This is a genomic window from Streptomyces hainanensis (assembly GCF_004348415.1).
GTDB lineage: Bacteria > Actinomycetota > Actinomycetes > Streptomycetales > Streptomycetaceae > Streptomyces > Streptomyces hainanensis.
Window position 1 is genome coordinate 1 of sequence record NZ_SMKI01000045.1, and the last position, 24,980, is coordinate 24,980.

Below are 24,980 nucleotides of genomic sequence, written 5' to 3' on the forward strand. Positions count from 1 at the left end.
GTCGCCGATCGCCGCAAGGTCCTGTCGAGCCGTGCGCGGCGTGTACCGCAGGTACTGGCGTTCCGCCAGTGCCACGAGCGAGCCGGGAAGCCGGTCTGGATCCAACTGCCCCACCGTACGGCCGAGTTCCAGGTGAAGAGGCCCTGGCCGATGGTGAAGAGGTCGTTGTCGGTGATCATCACCAGGGGCAGGAAGAAGTTGTTCCAGATGGCGATGAACTGGAAGAGGAAGATGGTCAGCGCGCCGGGCGCCATCAGCCGCAGCCCGACGGAGAAGAAGGTGCGCAGCTCGCCGGCGCCGTCGATCCTGGCGGCCTCCAGCAGTTCGTCGGGTATCGCGCCCGACGAGTAGGCGCGGGCCAGGTAGACGCCGAACGGGTTGACCATCACCGGCAGCAGCACCGACCAGACGGTGTCCGTCATCCGGATCTCGGCCATCATCAGGTAGAGCGGCACGATGATCGCGGTGTGCGGGATGAGCACGCCGCCGATGACCAGCGCGTACCACTTCTCGCGCCAGCGGAAGTCGAACTTGTCGAAGGCGTAGCCGGCGGCGACGGAGAGCAGGGTGGCGACGGCGGCGCCGCCCACCGCGTAGAGCGCGGTGTTGAGCATCCAGCGCCCGAACAGGCCGTCGTCCTGGGCGAACAGGTCGCGCAGGTTGTCGAGGACGTGGAAGCCGGCGGAGGGCGCGAAGCCGTTGCTGCCGTAGAGCTCGGGCAGTGTCTTGGTGACGCCGAACAGCAGCCACACCAGCGGCATCAGGGTGTAGAGGGCGGCGATCGCGGTGATCGTGGTGGCGGTGCCGCGCCGCAGCCACCAGGCCGTGCCGGGTCGGGGGGTGGGCTTCGCCCGCTCCTCGCGGGGGCGGGTCCTGGCCGGCGACACGTCGGTCATCGGGCGCTCCGTCGGTTGGCGAACGTGGTGACGGCGAAGGACAGGACGCCGGCCAGGACGGCGACCAACACCGAGACGGTGGCCGCGTAGTGGTAGTCGTTGGAGTTGAACGCGGCCGAGTAGGCGAGCATGTTGGGCGTCCAGGTCGAGGTGACCGACGACTCGGCGGAGCTCTGCACGATCTGCGGCTCGGTGAAGAGCTGGAGCGAGCCGATGATGGTGAACAGCGTGGCCACCATGACCGCCGGGAACACCTGCGGCAGTTTGACGCCGAGCGCGGTGCGGAGTTCGCCGGCGCCGTCCAGGGTCGCCGCCTCGACGGTGGCGCGGGGCACGGCCTGGAGCGCGACGTAGATCAGCACCACGTTGAACCCGAGCGACTGCCAGACGGCGATGTTGACGAGCGAGAACAGCAGCGGCGCGCCGTTGAGGAGATCGACGTCGGCGCCGAGGGATTCGAGCCCGTCGATGACCGGGCTGAGCCCCGGCGTGTAGAGGTACACCCAGACGATGGCGGCGATCAGGCCGGGCACGATGTGCGGCAGGAACAGCACGGTGTGGAAGAAGCGGCGGGCGGCCGTGAGCGCGGAGTCGAGCAGCAGCGCGAGGGCGGCGGCGAGCGCGATCAGCAGCGGCACGTAGATCAGGCCGTAGAGCAGCACCCGGCCGGTGCCGACCAGGAACTCCTGGTCGGTGAGGGCGCGGGTGTAGTTGTGCAGGCCGGCGAAGACCCGCCGCGGTCCTTCCCAGCCGACGCCGTCGTAGCGCTCGCGGAACAGGCTGAGGCCGAAGCCGTAGAGGATCGGGATGACGTAGGTGAAGGCGAAGAGCAGGAAGAAGGGGCCGAGCAGGAGCAGCGCGCCGCTGTGGCGCCGCCGCCTTCCGCCGGCCGTCCGCTGACTGACGAGTGCCATGACGGCTTGGGATCCTTTCTCGGCGCTCAGCCGCCGACGTCGAAGCCGCGTTGCCGCAGCTGGTCGCGGGTGGCGTCCTGCCAGCGGCGCAGCGCGTCGGCGAGGCCGCCCGGTCGGTCGAGGCCGGTGGTCGTCTCGTCGACGAGGCGGGCGAAGCCCACGGTCATGTCGGGGCCCCACTCCCAGCCGGGGTCGACGGTGGCGGCGGCCGCGGCGGCGGTCTCGGGCAGGTTCATGCCGTCGACGTAGGGGTTGGCGGCCTCGATGCCGGGGCCCCAGACCTCGGCCTGGCCGAGGTGGGCCGGGTAGGAGGTGTTGACGCCGGCGATGGCGTCGACGGCCTCGGGCGAGGTGGCGGCCCAGCGGATGAACTCGGCGGCGGCCTCGGGGTGGTCGGCTCCCTCCGGGACGGCGAGGGCCGAGCCGCCGTAGTTGGCGGCGGCCGGGCTGCCCGCGTCCCACTGGGGCAGCGGCACCGCACCCCAGGCGCCGGCGAGTTCGGGGACGAAGCGGGAGACGTTGGCGGCCGTCCAGGGGGCGCCGATCAGGGTGAGCGAGGTGCCTTCCTGGAGCGCGGTGACGTGTCGTTCCTCGAAGGTGGGTCCCACGGTCACCAGGCCGTCGGCGATCATCGACTCCCAGTAGGCGGAGAACCGCCCGGTCGGCTCGTCGGTGCCGCCCACCCGCCAGTTCCCCGACGAGGTGTCGAACCACTCGGCGCCGGCCTGCCAGGCGAGGGCGGCGAGCAGCGCGGCGTCGTTGGAGCCGAAGTTGGTGATCGCGGTGTCCGGGTGCTCGGCCCGCAGCCGCTCGGCGGTGGCGCGGTACGCGTCCCAGGTGGTGGGTGGTTCGAGGCCGTACTCCTCGAACAGGTCGGCCCGGTAGAACAGCACGGTGGGCCCGATGTTGAGCGGCAGGGCGGCCAACTGTCCGCCGAGTTCGGTCTGTTGCCAGGCCCAGGCGGGGAACTCGGGTTCCAGCTCGTCGAGGCCGAGGGGTTCGAGCGGCCGCACCACGTTCTGCGTGACGAAGCCGGGGAGTTGGGGGTACTCGACGGTCACGACGTCGGGGGCGCGACCGGCGCGGACGGCGTTGAACATCTTGGAGTAACCGCCGCCGGTGCCGGCCGGCACCCGCTCCAGGACGACCCGGACGTCGTCGTGGGTGGCGTTGAAGCGGTCGACCAGCTCCTCGGAGCCGGATATCCAGGACCAGTAGGTGACGACGGTGGGCCCGTTGCCGTTGCCGGACGCACCACCGCCGATCCCGCAGGATGCGAGCAACAGGGCCGCCGCCACTGCGGCGAGGACGCGCTGATACACGAAGGCGGCTCCTTCGACTCCTTTGTGAGGTGTGCCACCGCACCCTGAACCAGAACCGCCAACTAGTCAATAGAATCAAGCAGAAGTGCTCACCAACGGCTATATGCGCGCAGCATCGTGCACTACACTCCGACCGCATGACCGAGCTGCTCGTCCCCCAACGACAGGAGCTGCTGCTGCGCGAGTTGCGCGCCACCGGCGCGGTGCGGGTGGCCGCACTCGCGGCGCGTTTCGGTGTCTCGGCCGGCACGATCAGGCGCGACCTGTCGGAGCTCGCGGAGTCGGGGCGGCTCACCAGGGTGCGCGGCGGCGCGATACCGGCGGGCGCGGGCGCGGCCGCCGCGAGACCGGCCCCGGCCGCCGCCGGTCCGACCCTGGGCCTGCTGGTGCCGTCGGCCACCTACTACTACCCGAGCGTGCTGGCCGGCGTCCGCGAGGTGGCCGCCCGGCACGGCGCCCGCGTCGTCATCGCCCTCGCCGACCAGGGCCGGCCGCACGACGTGGCCCGGCTCGACGAGTTGCGCGCCTCGGGCGCCGACGGGCTGCTGGTCGCCACCCCCGGCGACCACCACCTGCCGTCCGGCACCCTGACCGCGCTCCGGGCCACCGGGCGCCCCTTCGTCCTGCTGGAGCGCCGGCCGCGGGATCCCTACGCGCCCTGCGAGTTCGTGGTCTCCGACCACCACCAGGGCGCCTACCGCGCGGTCCACCACCTGCACAAGCTCGGCCACGACCGGGTGGCGCTCTACCTCGCCGGCAGCCCCACCGCGCCCCTGGTCCGCGAGGGCCACCGGGCCGCCGTCGACCGCCTCGGCCTCTCCCCCGCCGCGCCGGTGCTGGACGTCGGCCGGCAGGCCGACCGGGGGTACGACGCGTTCGTCGACCGCTGCCTGGACACCGGTACCCGCGCGGCGCTCGTGCACTCCGACCGGGACGCGGTCGAACTCCTGCAACGGCTCCGCGCCCGCGGCCTGCGCGTCCCCGAGGACCTGGCCCTGATCGCCTACGACGACGAGATCGCCGCCATGGCCGAGGTCCCCCTCACCGCGGTCGCCCCGCCCAAACGCCAACTCGGCGAACAGGCCGCCCAGCTGCTCCTCGACCGACTCGGCTCGGGCCCGCTGCCGCACCGCCAGGTGACCATCCAGCCGCGACTCCGCGTCCGCGGCTCCTGCGGACAGGACGCCGGTTGAACCCGGCGGAGCCGGCGCGGGTGGCGACGCGCTCAGTAGCCGACGGTGAAGTGGCGGTCCCCGCGCGGGTTCTCCAGTTCGTCGAGGACGGCCACCGCCAGGTCCTCGGCCGAGACCCGGGAGGCGCCCTCGGCGTCGGCGATCAGCGTGGTGGTGCCGCGCCGGTACGTTCCCGTGCGCTGTCCTGGTTCGAGGAGGGCGGGTGGGCTGAGGTAGACCCAGTCGGCCGGGTGGGCGCGGCAGGCGTCGAGTTGCGCGGCGCTGGCGGCGGCGACGGCGCGGAAGCGCTCCGGCACGTACTCCGGGCTGTCGAGGACGCGTCGGTCGGGGCGGCCCGGGATCCGCAGCGGGGCCGCGCCGCCGACGACCAGGACGCGGGTGCCGGCCTTCGCCGCCGCGTCGAGCAGGATCGTCGTGGTCGGGGCGAGGGTGTGTTCGTGGCCGGGCGCGGGCCGGGTCGCGGCCACGACCGCGTCGGCGCCGGCGAACAGTTCGGCCATGCGGTCGGGGTCGTTCGCGTCACCCACCACGGCGGTCGCCTCCCCCGGCGGCACCCGCCGGAACACCGCCACGGGTTGGTGGCCCCGGCTCGCGGCCTCGGCGACGACGCGGGAGCCGACCATGCCGGCCGCTCCTACCACGGTGATTCTCATCGGAGTGCTCCTTCGGGTGCGGGTGAGCGGGTGGGCGCGGGGAGCTGTCCCGCGACGATGGCGGCGAGGGAGAGCCCGAAGCCCACGAGTTGGATCAGGCCGAGGGTCTGGCCGAGCACGAGGGCGCCGAGCGCGGCGGCGACCAGCGGCGAGAGCAGGCCGAGCACGGCGACGGAGGTGACGGGCAGGCTGGTGACGCCCTGGAACCACAGGGTGTAGGTGATCAGGCCGCCCACCAGTCCGAGCCAGAGGTAGCCGAGGGCGGCGGGCGCGTCGACGGCGGGCGGCGCCCCCTCGGCGAGGAACGTGACCGGCACCAGGAAGAGCCCGCCCGCCGCGAGTTGCCAGCCGGCGAACGTCATCGGGCCGACGCCGGCCGGGCGTCCCCAGCGTTTGGTGAGGGTCACGCCGAGCCCCATGGTGACGGCGCCGGCCAGGCCGGCCGCGATCCCGACGGCGTCGAGCGCCGCGTTCGGCCCGATCACCACCAGGCCGACACCGACGACGCCCACCAGGCCCCACAGGAGCCGCCAGCCGGACAGCCGCTCGCGGAGCACGGTCACGGCCAGCACGGCGACGACGAGCGGCTGGGCCGCCGCCAGCGTCGCGGCGACGCCGCCCGGCAGGCGCTCGGCGGCGACGAACAGCAGGGGGAGGAAGAGACCGATGTTCAGCACGCCGAGCGCCGCGGCCTTCCCCCACCAGGCCCCGCGCGGCAGCGTCCTGGTGATGGCCAGCGCGATCAGGCCGGCGGGCAGCGCGCGCAGGAGTCCCGCGAACAGGGGGTGGCCGGCCGGGAGCAGCTCCGTGGTGACGACATAGGTCGTGCCCCACACCGAGGGAGCCAGCGCCGTCAGGGCGGTCCGTTGGAGGTCACTGGTCATGCTCGAAGTCTCGTTCGAAGATGATCGATGAGTCCAACACATGCTTGTCAATCCATCGATCTCGATCCACGATGGATCGAATGGAGCTCCAACAGCTGCGTTACGTCGTCGCCGTCGCCGAGACCAACAGCTTCACCCGGGCCGCGGAGCGGTGCCTGGTGGTCCAGTCCGCCCTCAGCCACCAGATCGCGAAGCTGGAACGGGAGCTGGGGGCCCGGCTCTTCGAGCGCACCAGCCGCCGGGTGCGGCTCACGCCGGCCGGCGCCGCGTTCCTGCCGGCCGCCCGCCAGTGCCTGGAGGCGGCCGAGCGGGCGGCCGCCGAGGTCGCCGCGGCCGTGGGGGAGGTGCGCGGCCGGCTCGCCGTGGGCCTGATCCCGACCGTCGCCGCCGTCGACATCCCGGGCGCGCTGCGCGACTTCCGCCGGCGGTACCCGCGGGTGCGCGTCAACCTGGGGGTGGGCGCGAGCGACGACCTCGTCGAGCAGGTCAGGGAGGGCACGGTGGACGTGGCGTTCCTCGGGCTGCCGACCACGGCCCACCCCCGGGGCGTCGCCGTGCGCGAGCTCGCCAGGGACCGGCTCGTGGCCGTCGTCGCGCCGGACCACCCGCTGGCCGGGAGGCCGGTGGTCACCCTCCGGCGGCTCGCCACCGAGGTGTTCGCCGACATGCCGGCGGGGACGGCCGGCCGCGCCCAGTCCGACCTGGCCTTCGCGGCCGCCGGCCTCACCCGCGACGTGGCCTTCGAGGTGACCACGGCCGACTACCTCGCCCGCCTCGTCGCCCCCGGCCTCGCCGTGGCCATGCTCCCCTCCGCCTACGTGCCCCAACTCCCCCACGACGTCGTCACCGTCGAGGTCTCCGACGCGCCCGCCCGCGTCGAGTACGTCATCTGGAGCCGCGCCACCCGCACCCCGGCGGCCGCCGCCTTCCTCGACGTCCTCGGCATCGCCGCCGAGGACGTCGAGACGGTCGAGGAAGGTCAGCCGACGGACCGCGGATAGCGCTCCAGCCACACCGGGGCCGACTCGGCCGGGCCGTGCAGGGCCGGGCCCTGGGTCATCTCCATCGCGAAGTCGTCGGCCAACTCCAGCAGCGTCGCCCGGCCCTCCAGCTCCGCCACCCAGGCCGGTGGCAGCGCCGTCTCGCCGTGCAGGGCGCCCAACAGGTTGCCGCAGACCGAGCCCGTGGAGTCCGAGTCGCCGCCGTGGTTGACCGCGAGGAGCAGGCCGTGTCGCATGTCCTGCGCCACCAGGGCGCAGTACACGCCGATGGCCAGCGCCTCCTCGGCGACCCAGCCCTCGCCCAGCGAGGCGATCCGCTCGGGGCTCGGCAGGCCCTGGCGGACGGCGCCCAGGGCACGCTTCAGGGCGTCGGTGGTCTCCTCGTGCCCCGGCCTGCTGGCGAGGTGCACCAGCGCCTTCTGGATCGCGGCGTCCAGGTCGTCGCCGCGCACCAGGCCGTGCACGATGGCCGCGAACGCGCCGGCCGCCAGCATCCCCGTCGGGTGGCCGTGGGTCTGCGCCGCGCACTCGACGGCGAGTTGGAAGACCAACTGCGGCTCCCAGCCCACCAGCAGGCCGAACGGCGCCGAGCGCATCACCGTGCCGCAGCCCTTGGAGTCGGGGTTCTTCGGCCGCTCCACGGTGCCCATCGTCGCGTCGCCGAGGCCGCTGAGGCAGGCCCGTCCGGGGGCGCGCCGGGAGTACAGCCACTCCTCCCGCGCCAACCAGCCGTCGCCGGCCTGCCGTTCGTCCGGGCCCCACGCGTGCTGGGTGACGTACCAGCGGCGGTAGGCGGCGTGCACGTCGGTCGGCGGGTGCCAGGCGCCGGTGTCCCGGCGGACGTGCGCCCGGATCAGGCCGTCGACGGTGAACAGCGTCATCTGCGTGTCGTCCGTGATGGCGCCGCGCCGGCCGTAGGCGGGCACGTAGTCGGTGACGCCCTCCGCCCCGTGCCGCTCCCTGATCGCCTCCAGCGAGTCGAACTCGACGCCCGCGCCCAGCGCGTCACCGACGGCACCGCCCAGCAGGCAGCCGCGCACCCGGCTGCGGAAGTCCTGCTGGTCGGACTTGCCCCACAGCGTGCCCCCCGTCGGAACGCTCACCCCTCACCGCCCAACACCGGAAGGAGCTTGGGCAGTCGACCGCCCGCCGCCTCGGCGGCCGCGACCCGCTCGGCCGGCACCTCGCCGTAGGTCGTGGTGCGCGGCCGGGACGGCCGGCCGATCGAGTCCGCGATGGCCCGCAGGTCGGCCACCGAGCGGTGCGAGCCGTAGGTGGAGCCGGCCATCCGGGAGATGGTCTCCTCCATCAGCGTGCCGCCGACGTCGTTGGCGCCGGAGCGCAGCATCTCGGCCGCGCCCTCGGTGCCCAGCTTCACCCAGCTGGTCTGGATGTTGGTGATGTGCGGGTGGAGCAGCAGCCTGGCAATCGCGGTCACGGCCCGGTTGTCCCGGTGCGAGGGCCCGGGGCGGGCGATGCCGGCCAGGTAGACCGGCGCGTTGGTGTGGATGAACGGCAGGGTGACGAACTCGGTGAAGCCCGCCACCCCCTTCTCCTCGTTGGCCCGCTGGACCCTGGCCAGGGTGCGCAGGTGCCCGAGCCAGTGCCTGGGCTGGTCGACGTGGCCGTACATCATCGTGGAGGACGACCGCAGGCCCACCTCGTGGGCGGTGCTCACGACCTCGATCCAGGCGTCGGCGGGCAGCTTGCCCTTGGTGAGGATCCAGCGGACCTCGTCGTCCAGGATCTCCGCCGCCGTGCCGGGGATGGAGTCGAGCCCGGCCTCCCGGGCCGCGATCAGCCACTCGCGGATCGAGAGCCCGGTGCGGGACGCGCCGTTGACGACCTCCATCGGCGAGAAGGCGTGCACATGGATGCCGGGCACCCGCTCCTTCACCGCCCGCGCGATGTCGAAGTAGGCGGTGCCCGGCAGGTCGGGGTGGATGCCGCCCTGCATGCACACCTCGACGGCGCCCACCTCCCAGGCCTGTTCGGCGCGCTGCGCCACCTGCTCCACCGACAGGGTGTAGGCGTCGGCGTCGGTGCGGCGCTGCGCGAAGGCGCAGAACCGGCAGCCGGTGTAACAGACGTTGGTGAAGTTGATGTTGCGGGTGACGACGTAGGTGACGTCGTCACCGACGACGTCGCGGCGCAGCTCGTCGGCGATCCGGCAGAGCGCGTCGAGCGCCGGCCCCTCGGCGTGCAGCAGGGTGAGGGCCTGCTCGTCGGTGAGCAGCGTCGGGTCGGCGGCGGCCTGCCCGAGGGCGGCCCGCACGTCGCCGTCGATCCGCTCCACGGCCAGCCCCGGGGCGGCGAGTTCGCGCAGCTCGGCCCAGTCGCCGTACACCTCGTCGAAGTCGGCACGGCGGTCGCCGGTACGGCCCTCGGTGTCGATGGTGCGGTGCAGGTCGGTGCGGCCGGCGCCGGTCAGCGGCTCGTCGGGCTCCTGCCACGGCAGGCCGCGCGGGATGGCGTCCTCGACGGCCAGGCCGGTCTCGGGGTCGGCGAGCGCGGTGACGTGCGGCAGGATCCTGGGGTCCAGCCAGGGCTCGCCGCGCTTGACGAACTCCGGGTAGACCGGCAGCCGTTCGCGCAGCGTGAAGCCGGCCGCGGCGGTGCGCTCGGCCAACTCCTCGACCCGGGGCCAGGGCCGCTCGGGGTTGACGTGGTCGATGGTGAGCGGCGAGACCCCGCCCCAGTCGTCGATGCCGCAGCGGATCAGCAGGTCGTACTCCGCGTCGACGAGGTTGGGGGGCGCCTGGATGCGGGCGGAGGGGCCGAGCAGCAGTCGGGCCACCGCCACCGTGGCGGCCAGCTCGGTCAGCTCCGCGTCCGGCATGCCGCGCATCGCGGTGTCCGGCTTGGCGCGGAAGTTCTGCATGATGACTTCCTGGATGCCGCGGTAGGTGCGCGACACCCGGCGCAGCGCGAACAGCGACTCGGCGCGCTCCTCGTACGTCTCGCCGATGCCGATCAGCAGCCCGCTGGTGAACGGCACGCTGGAGCGCCCGGCGTCCTCCAGCACCCGCAGCCGCACCGCCGGCTCCTTGTCGGGCGAGCCGTGGTGCGGGCCGCCCGGCTCGGACCACAGGCGGGTGGCGGTGGTCTCCAGCATCATGCCCATCGAGGCGGAGACCGGCTTGAGCCGCTGGAAGTCCTGCCAGCTCACCACACCGGGGTTGAGGTGCGGCAGCAGCCCGGTCTCCTCCAGCACCCGCACCGCCATGGCGCGGACGTAGGCCAGGGTCGAGTCGTAGCCGGCCGCGTCCAGCCACTCGCGCGCCTCGGGCCAGCGGTCCTCCGGCTGGTCGCCGAGGGTGAACAGGGCCTCCTTGCAGCCGAGGGCGGCGCCGCGGCGGGCGATGTCCAGCACCTCGTCGGGCGACATGAACATCCCGTGTCCGTCGCGGCGCAGCCGCCCCGGCACGGTGACGAAGGTGCAGTAGTGGCAGCGGTCGCGGCAGAGCCGGGTCAGCGGAACGAACACCCCCTTGGAGTAGGTGATCACCCCCGGACGGCCGGCAGCCGCCAGGCCGGCGTCCCGTACCCGGCCGGCGGCGGCCGCCAGCTCCTCGAGGTCGTCGCCTCTGGCCCGCAACAGCACCGCGGCCTCGGTCACGTCCAGGGCCACGCCGTCCCTGGCGCGGCGCAGGGCGCGCCGCATCGCGTTGGCCGTGGGGCCCTGTCCGCTCTTTGTCATGGCATCGAGCATAAGAGCGGGGGTGCCGACAGCGCAGGTGGCCGCCTGCCGTTCCACCTGCCGTCATGTGGCCGTGTCGCCGGCGTGTGACCGTGGCCCGCAACCGCACCACGATCGAACGGAGTTGAGAGGGATGTCCGCAGTGAACCGACGCGCCGTGCTGAGACTCGGGGCGGCGACGGGCGGCGCCGCCGCCGTTACCCTGGCCCCCGTGGACTTCGCGAACGCGAGTGAAACCGGCCAAGCGTCAGAAACCGACCAGGACCGACCGCGCACCGAGACCCGCACCGTGCGCGGCCACCTCGACACCGGCGCGCCCGACTTCGTCTACGTCCCGGTGCGGGTGCCGAGGGGCGTGCGGCGGCTCGCCGTCGCCTACTCCTACGACCGGCCGCAGACGCCGGCCGGCACCCCGGGCAACGCGCTGGACATCGGCGTCTTCGACGAGCGCGGCACCGAGCTCGGCGGCGACGGCTTCCGCGGCTGGTCCGGCGGCTTCCGCACCGAGTTCGCCATCAGCGCCGAGGAGGCCACCCCCGGCTACCTGGCCGGCCCGGTCAACGCCGGCACCTGGCACGTGGCGCTCGGCCCCTACACCGTCGCGCCCCAGGGCCTGGACTACGAGCTGACCATCACCCTGGAGTACGGGGCGGCCGGCACCACCCCGCGCCCCAGCTACCCCCGGGAGCGGGCCGGCGGCCGCGGCCGCGCCTGGTACCGCGGCGACTGCCACCTGCACACGGTGCACTCCGACGGCCGCCGCACCCCCGAGGAGGTGGCCGCCGCGGCCCGCGCCGCCGGCCTCGACTTCATCGTCACCACGGAGCACAACACCAGCTCGGGCCACCGTGCCTGGCGCGGCCTCGACGGCGACGACCTGCTGATCCTCTGCGGCGAGGAGGTCACCACCCGCAACGGCCACTACCTCGCGCTCGGCATCGACCCGGGCACCTTCGTCGACTGGCGCTACCGCGCGCGCGACGACGCGTACCCCCGCTACGCACGCCGTATCCACCGGGCGGGTGGACTCGTCGTACCGGCGCACGCCCATGCCGCGTGCATCGGCTGCTCCTGGAAGTTCGGTTTCCGGGAGGCCGACGCCGTCGAGGTATGGAACGGCGAGTGGACGGCCGAGGAGGAGCTGTCGCTGGCCAGTTGGGAGGCGATGCTGCGTGAAGGCGGTGACTGGCTGCCGGCGATGGGCAACAGCGACGCGCACCGGGAGCCGCAGCCGGTGGGCCTCGCACAGACCGTGGTGCTGGCGGACGGCCTGGACCGCCGCTCCGTCCTGGCCGGTATCGCGGCTGGCCGCAGCTACCTCGCCGAGTCGTCCGCGGTGTCGCTGGCGCTGACCGTCACCGACGAGCGCGGCCACCAGGCCGGCATCGGCGAACGCCTCGACGCCCCGCCGGAGCGTCGGATCACCGTCCGCCTCGACGCCTCCGGCGTCCGGGGTGGGGTGCTGCGACTGATCACGGACCAGGGTCTCATGCGTTCGACGGAGCTTTCGTCGGACATCAATTCGGGGACCCTCACCTGGGAGACAACCGTCTCGCTGGTGGCCTATGTTCGGGCCGAGGTTCGCCACCGCCCGGCCGACGGCGGTGCGCCCGGGCTGCCCGGAGCGATGGCCGCGATGAGCAATCCGGTCTTCCTCGGGGGTCGTTGAGGCCGATAGACTCCAACGTTCGCCCCATACGTTAATGAGGTAAGAGGCAGAGGACACCATGACCTTTGGTGAGGGGACCCTGTACTTCTCCGTGCTCGGGCCCGTCCGTGTCCGGCAGGGCGAACGAGAGCTGCCCGCGGGCTCGCCTCAGTTGCGGGCGATGATCGCCACCCTGCTGCTGCGCCACGGTCGCACGGTCTCCGCCCAGGAGCTGGTCAACGCGCTGTGGGGCGAGGAACCGCCCTCGCACGCGGTCGCCACGGTCCGCACCTACGCCTCCCGGCTCCGCAAGATGCTGAGCTCGCGCTCCGACGTGTGGGTGAGCGAGTTCGGCGGCTACGCCCTCCGGCTCGGCCCGCACGACGAGTTGGACGTCGACACGCTCGCCAAGCTGACCGCCGCGGCCGAGAAGGCCGTGGCGGCCGGCGAGCTCAACCGCGCCCACGAGCTGTACGGCCACGCGCTCGACCTGTGGGACGGCGAGGCCCTGGGCAGCGTCCCCGGCCCCGAGGCCGAGCTCCAGCAGACCCGGCTGGCGGAGCAGCGGCTCGGCCTGCTGGAGCAGCGTCTCGACATCGGCCTCCAGGCGGGTCTACACGCGGAGTCGGTCTCCGACCTCACCGCCCTGACCACCGAACACCCGCTGCGCGAGCGCTTCCAGGAACTGCTGATGCTGGCGCTCTACCGCTGCGGCCGGCAGGCCGAGGCGTTGGCCGTCTACACGGACGCCCGCAACAGACTGATCGACGAACTGGGCGTGGAGCCGCGCGCCGAGCTGTCCGAACTCCAGCAGCGCATCCTGAACGCGGATCCCTCCCTGAACTACGTCGGCCAGCCCCAGGTTTCCGCGCCGCGCCCGGTTCGCCCGGCCCAGCTCCCCGCCGCCGTCCCGGACTTCACCGGCCGGGCGGCCTTCGTCGCCGAGCTCGGCGCCCAACTGGCCACCGCCGGCGGTCGGGTGATGGTCGTCTCGGCCGTGGCCGGCATCGGCGGCGTCGGCAAGACGACCCTCGCAGTCAAGGTGGCGCACGCCGCCCGCGAGCACTTCCCCGACGGACAGCTCTACATCGACCTCCAGGGCTCGGGCGCCAACCCCGCCGACCCCAAGGCCGTGCTCGGCGCCTTCCTCCGCGCTCTGGGCACCGCGGAGGAGGCCATACCGCAGAGCCTGCAGGAGCGCGCCGCCTACTACCGTTCGCTGCTCGACGGCCGCCGGCTGCTGATCCTGCTCGACAACGCCCGCGACGCCGCCCAGGTCCGCCACCTGCTGCCCGGCACCCCGGACTGCGCCACCCTGATCACCAGCCGGGTGCGGATGGTCGACCTGGCCGGCGCCCACCTGGTCGACCTCGACGTGATGAGCCCCGAGGAGGCACTGACCCTCTTCACCCGCATCGTCGGCGAGGAGCGTGTCAACGCCGAGCGCAAGGCCGCCATGGACGTCGTCGCGGCCTGCGGCTTCCTGCCGCTGGCGATCCGGATCGCCGCCTCCCGGCTGGCGTCACGCCGCACCTGGACGGTCTCCGTGCTGGCCAGCAAGCTCAGCGACGAGCGCCGCCGCCTCGACGAGCTCCAGGCGGGCGACCAGGCCGTCAAGGCCACCTTCGAGCTCGGCTACGGCCAGCTGGAGGCCGAACAGGCCCGCGCCTTCCGCCTCCTCGGCCTCGCCGACGGCCCCGACATCTCGGTCACGGCCGCGGCCGCGCTCCTCGACCGCGACCCCGAGACCACCGAGACCGTCCTCGAATCCCTCGTCGACACCTCCCTCGTGGAGTCGGCGGCGCCGGGGCGCTACCGCTTCCACGACCTGGTCCGCCTCTTCGCCCGCGCCTGCGCCGAGCGGGACGAGCAGCCCCCGGCCGAGCGCGAGGCGGCGCGGCTGCGGCTGATCGACTTCTACCTGGCCACCACCGCCCGCGTGTACGGCCTGGAGCGGCCGGGCGACCCGCTGCCCAGCCGCCTGACGCAGACCAGTCGCCACGGGCACCCGTTCGACTCGGCCGGGGCCGCCGTGGAGTGGCTGTTCACCGAGGCGGACTGCCTGCTCTCCTGCGCCCGGCAGGCCACCCGGCCGGCCCGGCTGCGCGCCGGAGCCGACCTGCTGCTCCTGGCCCGCGACCTGTCAGAGTCCGGGGTGTTCTCGTTCCAGTACGAGCGGGCCGCCGAGGCGCTGCTCCGCGCCACCCAGGAGGCCGAGGACCCCCGCACGGAGGGTCGGCTGCTGATCGCTCTCGCCCAGGCCGACAACCACGCGGGGCGCTTCGACTCCTCGGACGCGCACGCCCAGCGCGCCTGGCTCCTCGGCATCGCCGCCGAGGACCCCACCATCCGCTCCCAGGCGGCCAACCTGCGTGGCATCGCCGCCGGTTACCTCGGCCGCGAGGAGGACGCGGAGGGGTATCTCGTCAAGGCGATCGACGCCTTCCGCGAGTACGGGGACCGGCCGGGCGAGGCGAGTGCCCTGGCCAACCTCTCGCGGAGTTGCCTCAGCCTCGGCCGCACCGCGCGGGCCGTCGAACTCGCCTACCAGTGCCTGGAGATCCTCCAGTCGCTCGGCTCAGCGCTGCGGCTGGCCAACGGCCAGTACGCCCTCGGTCGCGCCCTCGCCGCCGACGGCCAGTCCCAGGCCGCGATGCAGCAACTGACCCTCGGGCTCGCCACCTTCACGTCGCACCGGCAGCGCCTCTGGGAGGGCATGACCCTCTTCCGGATGGCCGAGGTCCACCTGGGCACCGACCAGCCTGCCGAGGCGGCCCGCCTCGCCGAGCAGGCGCTCGCCCAACTCCGGGACGTCGGCGGCGACTTCCGCCGCGCGGACATCCTCACCCTGCTGGGCCACGCCCTGTCGGCCATCGGGCAGACCGGCCGCGCCCACGCCTGTTGGGAGCAGGCGCTCGCCACCTACGAGGAGTTGGGGAGCCGAACGGCCACGACCGTCCGCAACCTTCTGGGTTCGACCGCCGTCTGAGCCTTCAAACCTCGTACGCACCCTCATATATGGATCGTTTATCTCGGCATGCGAGGCTCATGCGCAGCAACCGCCACATTCGGGGGCAACGGTTGCCGGCCGGGCCGTCCGTTGGCCACGGGGGAGCCAGGGGACGGCCCGCGCCTGCTCATCATCACGACTGGAGTTGCACAGTGACCGAGAACGACAAGAAGCGGGCCACCAAGGACGCGCAGGGAACCACCGTCAAGCCGCTGGGGGACAACTACGGCACCAGCGAGCCCGCCGACACCGAGGACGACAACTACGGCACCAGCGAGCCGACCGTCAAGCCGCTGGCCGCCGCGTCGTCGACCACCAAGCCGCCGGTGAAGCCGCTGGGCGACAACTACGGCACCAGCCATCCGGCCGACACGCCTCAGAAGTAGGCCGGCCAACCACCAATCGACCGGCTGTAGCAGCGACTCGTCGCCGCTACAGCCGGTTCTTCGTGTGCCCAATCCGGGCACATTCGAATCAAGGGCGAATAGCCACTAGGAGAATCCGCATGACTCGCACTCAGAGGATCCTCGCCGTCTGCTTCACGACGGTGGCGTGTGTCGTCGGCGTCACGGCACCCGCGCTGGCCGTCGGACAGGAGGCGTCAACTCTGTCCACCGCACTGGCCGGAGACAACTGGGGCACGACGGCCCCCGCCACCATCGAGTAACCCGCTTCGACACCGCGGGGCGGGCCTGGTGGCCCGCCCCGCGCTTGTTTATCGGCTGTTTATTGCTGACTGTCATGCTCATAAGTGTTCGACCGCACAGGGGTGCGCGGTCGGTCTCACTCCCGGGTGATGCTCGGCGGCAACGGGGGAGCCGCTGGGCGGAGGCCGGCGCGAGGCGGCCCAGGCGACGCGGAGGGGGCGACGCCAGGGCCGAACGCGTCGGGGGTGACCGCGGTTCGGGGGAAATCGCGGTCGCCCCGGGAACCCGTCCGGTCGCCGCGGCGGCGGCACCGGACAGCGTCGGCGCTGGCCGGCTCGGAGGACACGGAGGGGAGTCGTCCGGGCCGTCAGCGCCGCTTCATGTGTTGTCCCCGTCGGACGCCTGCCCGTTCATCTCCGCCTGAAACGGGCGGTCGCGTTGGCAAACCTCTTTGTGATCTAGCTAGCAAGATCGCCGCGCCTCTCGCCCCGCTCACGCCGCTCCACCAAGCTGTCACCCGGAGATCGCAAGTCCCGGACCGGCAGGAGGAGAACACCCGCATGAGCAAACACCCCAGACTGCTGCGCGGCACGCTGACCGCGGCCCTGGCCGCCGCGGCGCTGCTCGTCGCCCAGGGCGGCGCGCACGCCGACGACGCCACGCCCAGGATCATCGGCGGCGGGGACGCCGCCGAGAACTACTCGTTCATGACGGCGATCGACATGCTGCGCGACAACGGCGAGTACCGGTTCCGCTGCGGTGGCGGGCTCGTCGAGGAGCAGTGGATACTCACCGCCGCGCACTGCGTCGCGGACCGCGACACCGGCGACGTGCTCGACGCCTCGCTCTTCACGGTCCGGGTCGGCTCCAACGACCGTACGGCGGGCGGCAGTACGTCGGAGGTCACCGAGGTCGTCGTCCACCCCGACTATCTCGCCGACCACGAGCAGATGATCGGCGACCTCGCCCTGCTGCGGCTCGCCGAGCCCGTCACCGACCAGGCGACGGCCGTGCTCGCCGAGGACGTCCCCGAGGTCGGCTCCGACCTGCGCATGATCGGCTGGGGCTACCAGACCAACGGCGCCACCACCCTGCCCACCCGGCTCCAGCAGCTGGACAGCGTCGTCAGCCCCGCCGAGGACTGCGTGGTCGGCGGTGCCTGGGACATCGGCGAGGGCGACTTCTGTACCAGCTCCGAGCCGGAGAGCGGCTACTGCGGCGGCGACTCGGGATCGCCCGCCCTCCAGTGGATCAACGACCGCTGGGAGGTCGTCGGCGTCGTGAGCCGCGGCGTCGGGGACGACTGCGCGACCGAGCCCGACGTGCTGCCGGCGGTCGCCGCCCACCAGGACTGGATCGCGACGACGGTCGACGACTGACCGTTCCCGGATCCGCGCGGGGCACCGGCGGGCTTCCCCCCACCCTCACTCTCGCCGGGCGCCCCGCGCGACGCGGACGCCGGTCCCGACCGCCAGCGCCGCCGCCAGCACCGACAACACCGCGAGCCACGCGAACAGTCGGGGGTAGCCGCCCAGCGGCCCGGCCAACGCCGCGGTGGCGAACGGCGTCAGCGCCCCCACCACCGTGACCGGCGCCGCCAGCAGCGCCGAGAGCCGCCCGTAGGCGGCGCTCCCCCACCGGTCGGGCACGGCCGTCGCCTGGAGCAGCGTCACGTTGCCGCGCACCATCCCGGCCAGCACCGCGACCACCACCAACAGCCAGGCGGGCCCCGGCACCAGGCCGAGCGCCAGCGTGGTCACCCCGCCGAGCGCGATCAGCACCACCGTCCGCGGCACCGTCCCCGTACGCCGCGCCAGCACCGCGTACAGGGCGCGCCCCAGGGTCTGGCCCGCGCCGCCGAGCCCCAGCGCCCAGGCGGCCGTCGACGCGGAGAGTCCGCGCTCGGTGAGCAGCGGGACGAGCGCGATGACGCCACTGAAGACCACGCAGCCGGAGAGCGTCAGCGCGGTGGCCAGGAGCACGAACGGGCGGCTGCGCGCCACGTTGCCGCCGCCCGCGTGGGCGGCGCCCGCCTCCGGCGGCTCGGGCCAGGGGGCGCGCAGCGCGAGCCAGTGGGGCAGCACGGTGACGGCGGCGAGCACGCCGGCCAGCACCAGATAGGAGCCGCGCCAGCCGAACGGCCCGGCGAGCGCGGCGGTCAGCGGCGCGAAGACGGTGGAGGCCAGGCCGCCGGCCAGCGTGATCGCGGTCAGCGCCCGCACCCGTCGCGGGCCCCACCAGCGGGCCACCGCCGCGAACGCCGGCTGGTAGAGCGTCGCCGCCATGGACACCCCGACCGCCAGCCAGGCCACGGCGAAGACGGCCAGGTTGGGCGCGGCGGCCAGCCCGAGGACCGCGACCGCGCCGAGCACCGAGCCGCCCGTCATGACGGCGCGCGGTCCGCGCCGGTCGATCAGCCGGCCGACCGGTATGCCGACGCCGGCCGAGACCAGCAGCGCGGCGGAGAACGCGGCGGTGCAGGCGCTCCCCGACCAGCCGGTGTCGGCCGTGATGTCGGACAGCAGGACGGGGAAGGCGTAGTAGAGGATGCCCCAACTCGTGATCGACGTCAGGCAGAGCGCCGGCAGAACTCCCCTGGGCGGACGCGGCGGTTCGGGCGCCGGCCCTTCCGCGGCCGTCGTCCGTTCCGCGGTGTTCGCACGTGCGTAGGGTTCGTCGGCCATCGTCCCAGCATGCCCGGCCGCTCTGCCGGGCGGAACGCGCCGTCCGTAAACGGATTGCGTCCGCGCCGTGGTCCGTGTTCGCTGGGGCGTCGTCTTCCTACCGACAGGAGCCTCACGTGGCACAGCCGCCGTCCCGCACCCGCACGGGCATCGCGTACGACCGGGCGGGGCCCGTGGGCGGACCGCCCGTCGTCCTGGTGCACGCGGGCGTCGCCGACCGCCGGATGTGGGACCCGATCTGGCCGGCGCTCACCGTCGAGCGGGACGCGATCCGCCTCGACCTGCGCGGCTTCGGCGACTCGTCGGACCGGCCGGCCGGCGAGCTCTCCCCGGTGGACGACGTGCGCGAGGTGCTGGCCGAGCTGGACGTCACCGGCCCCTGCCACCTGGTCGGCGCCTCCTACGGCGCCGGCGTCGCCGTCGAACTCGCCCTGACCAGCCCGGAGTCCGTCGCCTCCCTGCTGCTCGCCGCCCCCGGTGGCTCGCTGATCCCGGAACTGACCGCCGACCTGCGCACGTTCGTCGAGGCCGAGGAGGCCGCGCTGGCCCGCGACGACCTGACCGCCGCGGCCGAGGCCAACGTGACCTGGTGGGCCGACGGCGTCGGACGCCCCTCCCGGCAGGCCGATCCCGCCGTCCGGGACCTGGTCCGCACGATGCAGCGGCGCGCCTTCGAGCTGACGGCCGACTGGGACGACGTGCCGTCCGCCGAGCTCGACCCGCCGGCGCTCGACCGTCTCGGCGAGATCGGCGTCCCCACCCTGGTCCTGGTCGGCGGCCTCGACCTCCTGGCGATCCACGCCGCGGCGGACGCGGTGAGCGCCGGCATCCCCGGCGCCCGCCGCGTCGACTGGCCGGACGTCGCCCACCTGCCGTCGCTGGAACGCCCGACCGAGTTCCTCGCGCTGCTCCGCGACTGGCTGCCGTCCGAGGGCTGACCCGCCGCTAGCCCGCCTCGTCCAGCCGCACCCCGGTGGTGGGGCGGATGTGCGCCGGCAGGTCCTCGTGTGCGTCGCCCGTGTTGACGGTGCCGGTCGGCTCGAACATCAGGATGGACGCGCCGGTCGCCGACACCGGCCGGTGTTCGACGCCGCGCGGCACGGTGAACACGGCTCCGCGCCGCAGCGTCACGGCGCGTTCGCCCGCCGGTTCGCGCAGTTCGATCCTCAACTCGCCGTCCAGGACGAGGAAGAACTCGTCGGTGTGGTCGTGGGTGTGCCACACGAACTCGCCGCGCACCTTGGCGATCCGCACGTCGTAGTCGTTGACCCGGCCCGCCAGGCGCGGGCTGAACACCTCGTCGAAGGCGTCCAACGCCGCGTAGAGGTCGACGGGTTCGGTGGTGGTGGCGGCGTGGTTGTTCTCGTTCATGTCGGCCATCCTGCGTGAACGTCCCGCACGGCACGAGTGCTAGACATCGCACATGACGCAACGATCCTCGCGAGACGCCCCGCACCGGGTCGCGGTGATCGTCGACGAGGGCGCCAACCCGTTCGAGACGGGCGTGGCCGTCGAGTTGTTCGGGCTGCGGCGGCCGGAGTTGGCCGGGCTGCTCACCCGGCCCTGGTACGCGTTCTCGTTGTGCGGGCCGCGGCGCGCGGTGCGCATGCGGGACGGCTTCTTCACGATGAGCGGCGTCGAGGGCCTGGACGCGGCCGTCACCGCCGACACCGTGATCCTGCCCAGCCGGCCGGATCCGGTGACCGAGGCCCAACCCGAGGTGCTCGCCGCCGTCCGCGCGGCGCACGAGAACGGCGCCCGCGTAGTGGGCTTCTGCACCGGCGCGTTCGTCCTGGCCGCGGCCGGGGTGCTCGACGGGCGGCGCGCGACCACGCACTGGATGTGGACCGACCGGCTCGCGGCCCACTACCCGGCCGTCACCGTCGACCCCGACGTGCTGTTCGTCGACGCCGGCGACGTGTTCACGGCCGCCGGCAGCGCCGCGGCGCTCGACCTCGGACTGCACCTGATCCGACGCGACCACGGTGCCGAGGCGGCCGCCGTGGTCGCCCGCCGGCTGGTGTTCGCCGCCCACCGGGACGGCGGGCAGCGGCAGTTCGTGGAACGGCCGCTGCCGGACGTCGGGGACACGTCGCTCGCCCCGCTGATCGCCTGGGCCCAGGCGCGGCTCGACCAGCCGCTGACCGTGGCCGACCTCGCGGCCCGGGCGGCCATGAGCCCGGCCACGCTGCACCGCCGCTTCCGCGCCGAACTGGGCACGACGCCGCTGGCCTGGCTGACCGAGGAACGCGTGGACCTGGCCTGCCGCCTGCTGGAACGCGGCGAGCGCCGGATGGACGTCGTCGCCCACGCCAGCGGCCTGGGCACCGCCGCCAACCTCCGCACCCGCGTCAGACGCCGCACCGGCCTCTCCCCGACCGCCTACCAGCGCCGCTTCCGCGGGGACGCGGGCTAGCCACCGTCCTGGCTCGCGGGCCGGTTGTACTGATCCAGCATGGACTTGGAGGTCGACGCGTCGCGCAGGACGAGCTCCCAAGGGCCGGTGTTGACGTCGAACTCCTTGCCGAAACCGACCCACTTGCCGACCATCCGTCGCCCGGTCGGCTCGATCAGCAGCTGTATGGCGCCGTGGTAGCGGGCGCCCCGGTAGTAACCGTCCGACGCTGTCTGCTCGTTCCAGGACCCGGTGACGACGTTCCCGTCCACCTCGAGATCCATCATGAGCGGCGAGTCGGAGGAGCCGGGCAGGCTGCGGACCGTCAGCCGGCTGCCGTGCTGGAGGAGCACCACATAGTGCAGCCCCGTGTAGGTGCCCTCGCGCCCGGAGCTGAAGTACTCGTAACGGGACAGCCAGACCCCGGAGTAGGTGCCACGCGCACCGGCGTTCACCCCCGCACGCGGCCTCGCGGCCGCACCCTCCGGCGACGATCCGGCCAAGGAGGGGGCGACGTCGTGGCCGCCGCGGCCGTCGCCCGAGACCCGGGCGACCGGAACCGGGGTGGCGAACCCCAACGCCTCGATCGGCACTCCAGTGACCCGTTCGAGAGCCCTGGCGTGCAACGGCCGTGGGCTGCTGATCGTCCCCGCCTCCCACCGCTGCACCAGCCGCTTGGAGGCACCGGGAATCCCCACGTCCCGCAACGCCCGGGCCAGATCGTCCTGGCTCATGAGCAAACCCATGCGAACTGCCCTCAGGGCAGCGTTCGGTGTCACACCCATAGCTGCACACAGTAGCCCCAACCGCCCTGCAGTGTCACCGAAATGACGCCTATTAGGTCACCGGAATGACGTCTTCTTCGACGCCGCGCCCTCCGCATTCGGTCGGACACGCTGGGTCAGAGAGACGGGTTCGAGGAGGTCGACTGATGGCAGAGCCAGACGGGGACGCCCCCACACCGGAAGTGGGAGCGATGGCGCGGGACAGCACGGCTGACCGCGTCGGCCGAGTGATGGCGTACGAATGCGGACTGGTGTGGCTGCGCCCGCTGGGTGGCGGGCGGGAGTGGACCGCCCCCCTCGAACGGGTCAGGCCGGTCGGTCTGGGCGAATCGCTGAGTCCGCTGGTGGCGGAGGCGAATCGGCGTTCCGGCTGCCGGAACGGATACCCCTGACGATGGTCCTGTCCGTCAGGAGGCCGTGGACGAGCCGGCCGCGCCGACGCTGCCTGGCGTAAAGGTTTGACGGCGGAAAGCCGAAAGGGCTCAGACTGCCGTCATGGTCGACTACCGCCAAGGACACACCGCCGCCTGGATCGCGTACTTCGTCCGCCGGGGCCACCTCGCCGCCCGGCCGTTGGCCGCCGGTGTCGAAGGTGCCGTCTACCGGCTGGGCGAGGGCCTCGTCGCCAAGGTGTGGAGCGGCAGGCCACCGGCCGACCTCCCGCTCACCCGCCAGGTCTACGCGGACATCGCCCGCCACCGGCCTCCCTTCGCGACGCCGGAGATCCTGGACGTCGAGGAGCACGACGGCGTCCTCGTCACCTACGAGCGCGAGCTCGCGGGGTCGCCGCTCCGGCCGGACTCGGCGACGGAACCCGCGGGTCGCCACCTGACGCCCGAGGAGACCGACGCCCTGCTGACGGTGCTCCGCGGCCTCGCCGCGATCCCCGGCAGCGAGTCGATGCGCCGGCTCACCGTCCAGGGCGACGACCGCCCGCTGTGGCAGGGCCACACGCGCTTTCCCGACGCGCTCGCCGCCCTCGTCGAACGCGCCGCCGACCGGCACGGCGACCTGCTCGCCGCCCATGTCCCCGGTCTCTCCGGCACCGTTCGGTGGGCCGTTCGGTCCCTCGCGGCGCTCCGGGACACCCCGGTCACCGTCATCCACGGGGACCTCGTGCCGCCCAACGTCCTTGTCGATGACGGCGGCCGGCCCACCGCCGTCCTCGACTTCGGGTTCTTCACCACCGCCGGCGACCCCGCCTTCGAGGCGGCGGTCACCGCGGCCGTGTGGGACATGTACGGGCCGCACGCCGACGAGCATGTCACCGCGCTCACCAGGCTGTTCGCCACCGAACTCGACCACAGCCCGGCCACGCTGGCTCTCTACCAGGCGGCCTACGCGCTCACCACGTACGACCTGTTCGCCACGGACGGCGGCGACGGACACTTCCGTTGGTGCGCTTCGCTGCTCAACCGGGGCGCGGCCGGACGCTGAGGAACGGCCGCGCCGCCAGTGACGACTCCCCTACGAGGTCGTCGCCACGCAGCTCGGCGCGAGCAACGTGGCGGCCGGCCACGGGGTGGCGCCCAGGTAGCCGAAGGTGGTGGACTCGCCGGGGGCCAGCGTCGCGTTCCAGTCGGCCGGGGTGGCACGGGCCGTCGAACCGGCGGCCGCCACGCGGGCGTTCCACGCGGTGCCGAGGGTCTGGCCGGCGGCCAGCGGCCAGGAGACCTGCCAGCCGGTCAGCGGCGTGACGCCCGTGTTGGTCACGGTCACCTCGGCCCGATAGCCGGTGCCCCAGCGGGAGACCGCCCGGTGGGCGGCCACGCAGCCGCCCTGTTCCCTGAAGTCGCCCAACTCGTCGAGCGTGATGACCCGTTCGTGGTCGTAGACGTGCCGCAGGTGCTCGCGGGAGTTGGTGACGCCGTCGCGGATGAAGTCCCCGCTCCAGGTGACGAACCAGCTCCAGTCCGCCTCGTAGGCGGCGAGCAGGTCGGGGTCGGGGATGCCGCTGTTCTCCGTCATCGCGACGATCTTGGCGTCGTCGACCAGGTCGACGAGACGCTCGTAGGTGCCGCTCACCGGACCGTGGTCGCCGGCCGGCGGGTAGGAGTCGGCGCTGACGATGTCGACCACGTCGTCACCCGGGTACCAGGCGGGGTCGACGGAGTTCCAGACCCAGATCAGGTTGTGCAGGTCGTGGGTGTTGGTCAGCCGGTCGTACATCAACCGGTAGAGCTCCTTGGCCGGTTCCGGGCCCTTCGCGCCCCACCAGAACCAGCCGCCCTCCGCCTCGTGCAACGGCCGCCACAGGACGGGGATGCCGGCGTCCTGGAGCCGGCCCAACTGGACGGCGATGGCGTCGATGTCGCGGAGCAGCAGCGCGTACTCCTCGGACGACGGGTCGGCGAGCGCCGCCGCCACGTCGAAGGTGGTGGAGTCCGTGTAGAAGCCGCGCCACCACTCGCGCCCCGGCTCGTCGATCAGGCCGGCGGGGGCGTTCCAGTGCCAGGCGAACGTGGTGATGCCGCCGCGCGCGTCCCAGGAGACGGCGTTCTCCACCTCCTGGGAGGTGGTGCCGCGCTCCACCCGGCTCGGCGAGTAGTCGATCAGGTCGAGGCCGGCGATGGCCGGGGTGCGGCCGATGTTCTGCTCGATCCAGGCGATGTCGTCGAGGCTCTGCTGGCCGCTGAGGATGGTCTCCCCGTACTGGGAGGCGAGATAGCTGAGCAGCGAGCGCGCCTCGGGCGTGGCCTCCGGGTCCACCGGCACGTCGGTCACCTGGTGCGGCGGACGCGGCGGCACCGGCGAGACGGTGATGGCGTCGATCTCGTACCAGCCCCAACCGCTGCGGACGGTCACGGTGTTGTCGCCCGGCTCCAGCAGCACCCGGCCGGCGGAGACCGAGGTGAACGCGTCGGTGGGGGTGAGGGTCACCTCGCCGTGGCCGGCGCCGTTGAGGAGCAGCACGGCGTTCTTCTGGCCGTAGGGGGCGCGGTAGACGACGCCCAGTTCGTGGAGGCCGCCGGGGCTGTCCGGGATGGTGATCTCCACCTCGTCCTCGGCGACGTCGAAGCCCTCGACATAGCCGGTGCCGGAGTAACCGGGGGCGGTGGAGGCGACGTTGACGCCGCGCAGCGTGCCGTCCTCCGCCTCGTAGGTGGAGACGGCCTGCGTGTCGGCCGCGACCGACGGGTCGGCGGCGGTGGCCGCGGCCGTGGCCGTGGCCGGTGAGAGCAGCGGCAGGGAGAGCGCGGTCAGCAGGCCGGCCGTCAACACGGCCAGCCGGGGTCGGGGTCGGGGTC

At 73.3% G+C, this 24,980-nt stretch carries 21 protein-coding genes; 10 read left to right on the forward strand and 11 right to left on the reverse strand.

All coding sequences use genetic code 11. The features are described 5' to 3' along the window. From E1283_RS06350 to E1283_RS06360, 3 genes are all read right to left on the reverse strand, one after another. Nucleotides 1-896: carbohydrate ABC transporter permease (locus E1283_RS06350; protein ID WP_132816897.1), on the reverse strand; the 896-nt coding region annotated here is incomplete at its 3' end. After that, nucleotides 893-1,810 (reverse strand): carbohydrate ABC transporter permease, encoded by a 918-nt coding sequence (locus E1283_RS06355; protein WP_132816898.1) that lies wholly within the window; start codon nucleotides 1,808-1,810, stop codon nucleotides 893-895. The genes E1283_RS06350 and E1283_RS06355, both read right to left, overlap by 4 nt. Before the next feature lie 26 nt (nucleotides 1,811-1,836). After that, entirely contained in the window at nucleotides 1,837-3,132 is a 1,296-nt protein-coding gene (locus tag E1283_RS06360) for an ABC transporter substrate-binding protein (RefSeq protein ID WP_132816899.1), read from the reverse strand. 137 nt (nucleotides 3,133-3,269) lie between these two features. On the opposite strand from E1283_RS06360, the gene E1283_RS06365 reads away from it, so the two are divergent. Next, nucleotides 3,270-4,325, forward strand: a complete 1,056-nt coding sequence (locus E1283_RS06365; protein ID WP_165956030.1) for a LacI family DNA-binding transcriptional regulator — start codon at nucleotides 3,270-3,272, stop codon at nucleotides 4,323-4,325. Between the two features lie 32 nt (nucleotides 4,326-4,357). Here the strand turns inward: E1283_RS06365 and E1283_RS06370 are convergent, their stop codons facing one another. Further along, nucleotides 4,358-4,978: an NAD(P)-dependent oxidoreductase gene (locus E1283_RS06370; protein ID WP_132816900.1), complete on the reverse strand. Its 621-nt coding sequence runs from the start codon at nucleotides 4,976-4,978 to the stop codon at nucleotides 4,358-4,360. Then, nucleotides 4,975-5,862 (reverse strand): EamA family transporter, encoded by an 888-nt coding sequence (locus E1283_RS06375; protein WP_132816901.1) that lies wholly within the window; start codon nucleotides 5,860-5,862, stop codon nucleotides 4,975-4,977. Before E1283_RS06375 ends, E1283_RS06370 begins: the two co-directional genes overlap by 4 nt. An 80-nt stretch (nucleotides 5,863-5,942) precedes the next feature. Between E1283_RS06375 and E1283_RS06380 the strand changes: the two genes are divergently transcribed. Next, complete coding sequence (locus tag E1283_RS06380) at nucleotides 5,943-6,863, forward strand: LysR family transcriptional regulator (protein ID WP_132816902.1); 921 nt, start codon at nucleotides 5,943-5,945, stop codon at nucleotides 6,861-6,863. Here E1283_RS06380 and E1283_RS06385 read toward each other — a convergent pair. Both E1283_RS06385 and E1283_RS06390 read right to left on the reverse strand, forming a co-directional pair. Then, the gene (locus E1283_RS06385; protein WP_132816903.1) at nucleotides 6,842-7,966 is read right to left on the reverse strand and encodes an ADP-ribosylglycohydrolase family protein; all 1,125 of its coding nucleotides are present in this window, start codon (nucleotides 7,964-7,966) and stop codon (nucleotides 6,842-6,844) included. The two genes, E1283_RS06380 and E1283_RS06385, sit on opposite strands and share 22 nt — an antisense overlap. Next, on the reverse strand, nucleotides 7,963-10,563 hold the full coding sequence (locus tag E1283_RS06390) for a bifunctional FO biosynthesis protein CofGH (RefSeq protein ID WP_425086137.1): 2,601 nt from the start codon (nucleotides 10,561-10,563) through the stop codon (nucleotides 7,963-7,965). Before E1283_RS06390 ends, E1283_RS06385 begins: the two co-directional genes overlap by 4 nt. Nucleotides 10,564-10,696: 133 nt before the next feature. Between E1283_RS06390 and E1283_RS06395 the strand changes: the two genes are divergently transcribed. The 5 genes from E1283_RS06395 (at nucleotide 10,697) to E1283_RS06410 (ending at nucleotide 17,247) form a co-directional block, all read left to right on the forward strand. After that, nucleotides 10,697-12,232 carry a CehA/McbA family metallohydrolase gene (locus E1283_RS06395; RefSeq protein WP_132816905.1) on the forward strand — a complete coding sequence of 512 codons (1,536 nt, stop codon included), beginning with the start codon at nucleotides 10,697-10,699 and terminating at the stop codon, nucleotides 12,230-12,232. 58 nt (nucleotides 12,233-12,290) lie between these two features. Next, nucleotides 12,291-15,200 (forward strand): SARP-family global regulator AfsR, encoded by a 2,910-nt coding sequence (gene afsR, locus E1283_RS06400; RefSeq protein WP_132816906.1) that lies wholly within the window; start codon nucleotides 12,291-12,293, stop codon nucleotides 15,198-15,200. A gap of 173 nt (nucleotides 15,201-15,373) precedes the next feature. Continuing rightward, nucleotides 15,374-15,607, forward strand: coding sequence for a hypothetical protein (locus E1283_RS06405; protein WP_132816907.1), 234 nt, complete (start codon nucleotides 15,374-15,376; stop codon nucleotides 15,605-15,607). A gap of 119 nt (nucleotides 15,608-15,726) precedes the next feature. After that, complete coding sequence (locus E1283_RS37060) at nucleotides 15,727-15,888, forward strand: hypothetical protein (protein ID WP_165956031.1); 162 nt, start codon at nucleotides 15,727-15,729, stop codon at nucleotides 15,886-15,888. 540 nt (nucleotides 15,889-16,428) lie between these two features. Then, the gene (locus E1283_RS06410) at nucleotides 16,429-17,247 is read left to right on the forward strand and encodes a S1 family peptidase (RefSeq protein ID WP_165956032.1); all 819 of its coding nucleotides are present in this window, start codon (nucleotides 16,429-16,431) and stop codon (nucleotides 17,245-17,247) included. Between the two features lie 45 nt (nucleotides 17,248-17,292). On the opposite strand, the gene E1283_RS06415 is transcribed toward E1283_RS06410, so the two are convergent. After that, nucleotides 17,293-18,552 (reverse strand): MFS transporter, encoded by a 1,260-nt coding sequence (locus E1283_RS06415; protein ID WP_132816909.1) that lies wholly within the window; start codon nucleotides 18,550-18,552, stop codon nucleotides 17,293-17,295. 116 nt (nucleotides 18,553-18,668) lie between these two features. Between E1283_RS06415 and E1283_RS06420 the strand changes: the two genes are divergently transcribed. Next, the gene (locus tag E1283_RS06420; RefSeq protein ID WP_132816910.1) at nucleotides 18,669-19,490 is read left to right on the forward strand and encodes an alpha/beta fold hydrolase; all 822 of its coding nucleotides are present in this window, start codon (nucleotides 18,669-18,671) and stop codon (nucleotides 19,488-19,490) included. A gap of 7 nt (nucleotides 19,491-19,497) precedes the next feature. Here the strand turns inward: E1283_RS06420 and E1283_RS06425 are convergent, their stop codons facing one another. Continuing rightward, nucleotides 19,498-19,923, reverse strand: a complete 426-nt coding sequence (locus E1283_RS06425) for a cupin domain-containing protein (RefSeq protein ID WP_132816911.1) — start codon at nucleotides 19,921-19,923, stop codon at nucleotides 19,498-19,500. 52 nt (nucleotides 19,924-19,975) lie between these two features. On the opposite strand from E1283_RS06425, the gene E1283_RS06430 reads away from it, so the two are divergent. Continuing rightward, nucleotides 19,976-20,968 carry a helix-turn-helix domain-containing protein gene (locus E1283_RS06430; protein WP_132816912.1) on the forward strand — a complete coding sequence of 331 codons (993 nt, stop codon included), beginning with the start codon at nucleotides 19,976-19,978 and terminating at the stop codon, nucleotides 20,966-20,968. Here E1283_RS06430 and E1283_RS06435 read toward each other — a convergent pair. Next, entirely contained in the window at nucleotides 20,965-21,732 is a 768-nt protein-coding gene (locus E1283_RS06435; protein WP_132816913.1) for a helix-turn-helix transcriptional regulator, read from the reverse strand. The genes E1283_RS06430 and E1283_RS06435 overlap by 4 nt on opposite strands. A 495-nt stretch (nucleotides 21,733-22,227) precedes the next feature. On the opposite strand from E1283_RS06435, the gene E1283_RS06445 reads away from it, so the two are divergent. Then, nucleotides 22,228-23,169: an aminoglycoside phosphotransferase family protein gene (locus tag E1283_RS06445; RefSeq protein WP_132816915.1), complete on the forward strand. Its 942-nt coding sequence runs from the start codon at nucleotides 22,228-22,230 to the stop codon at nucleotides 23,167-23,169. 30 nt (nucleotides 23,170-23,199) lie between these two features. On the opposite strand, the gene E1283_RS06450 is transcribed toward E1283_RS06445, so the two are convergent. Beyond that, nucleotides 23,200-24,980 (reverse strand): glycosyl hydrolase (locus tag E1283_RS06450; protein WP_132816916.1); only part of this gene is annotated, 1,781 nt, incomplete at its 5' end.

Bases quoted from the DNA above. Each gene is read 5' to 3' on its own strand.
- E1283_RS06355 (WP_132816898.1), bottom strand. From the start codon at position 1,810: ATGGCACTCGTCAGTCAGCGGACGGCCGGCGGAAGGCGGCGGCGCCAC.
- E1283_RS06365 (WP_165956030.1), top strand. From the start codon at position 3,270: ATGACCGAGCTGCTCGTCCCCCAACGACAGGAGCTGCTGCTGCGCGAG.
- E1283_RS06370 (WP_132816900.1), bottom strand. From the start codon at position 4,978: ATGAGAATCACCGTGGTAGGAGCGGCCGGCATGGTCGGCTCCCGCGTC.
- E1283_RS06375 (WP_132816901.1), bottom strand. From the start codon at position 5,862: ATGACCAGTGACCTCCAACGGACCGCCCTGACGGCGCTGGCTCCCTCG.
- E1283_RS06380 (WP_132816902.1), top strand. From the start codon at position 5,943: ATGGAGCTCCAACAGCTGCGTTACGTCGTCGCCGTCGCCGAGACCAAC.
- E1283_RS06390 (WP_425086137.1), bottom strand. From the start codon at position 10,563: ATGACAAAGAGCGGACAGGGCCCCACGGCCAACGCGATGCGGCGCGCC.
- E1283_RS06395 (WP_132816905.1), top strand. From the start codon at position 10,697: ATGTCCGCAGTGAACCGACGCGCCGTGCTGAGACTCGGGGCGGCGACG.
- afsR (WP_132816906.1), top strand. From the start codon at position 12,291: ATGACCTTTGGTGAGGGGACCCTGTACTTCTCCGTGCTCGGGCCCGTC.
- E1283_RS37060 (WP_165956031.1), top strand. From the start codon at position 15,727: ATGACTCGCACTCAGAGGATCCTCGCCGTCTGCTTCACGACGGTGGCG.
- E1283_RS06410 (WP_165956032.1), top strand. From the start codon at position 16,429: ATGAGCAAACACCCCAGACTGCTGCGCGGCACGCTGACCGCGGCCCTG.
- E1283_RS06415 (WP_132816909.1), bottom strand. From the start codon at position 18,552: ATGGCCGACGAACCCTACGCACGTGCGAACACCGCGGAACGGACGACG.
- E1283_RS06425 (WP_132816911.1), bottom strand. From the start codon at position 19,923: ATGAACGAGAACAACCACGCCGCCACCACCACCGAACCCGTCGACCTC.
- E1283_RS06430 (WP_132816912.1), top strand. From the start codon at position 19,976: ATGACGCAACGATCCTCGCGAGACGCCCCGCACCGGGTCGCGGTGATC.
- E1283_RS06435 (WP_132816913.1), bottom strand. From the start codon at position 21,732: ATGGGTGTGACACCGAACGCTGCCCTGAGGGCAGTTCGCATGGGTTTG.
- E1283_RS06445 (WP_132816915.1), top strand. From the start codon at position 22,228: ATGGTCGACTACCGCCAAGGACACACCGCCGCCTGGATCGCGTACTTC.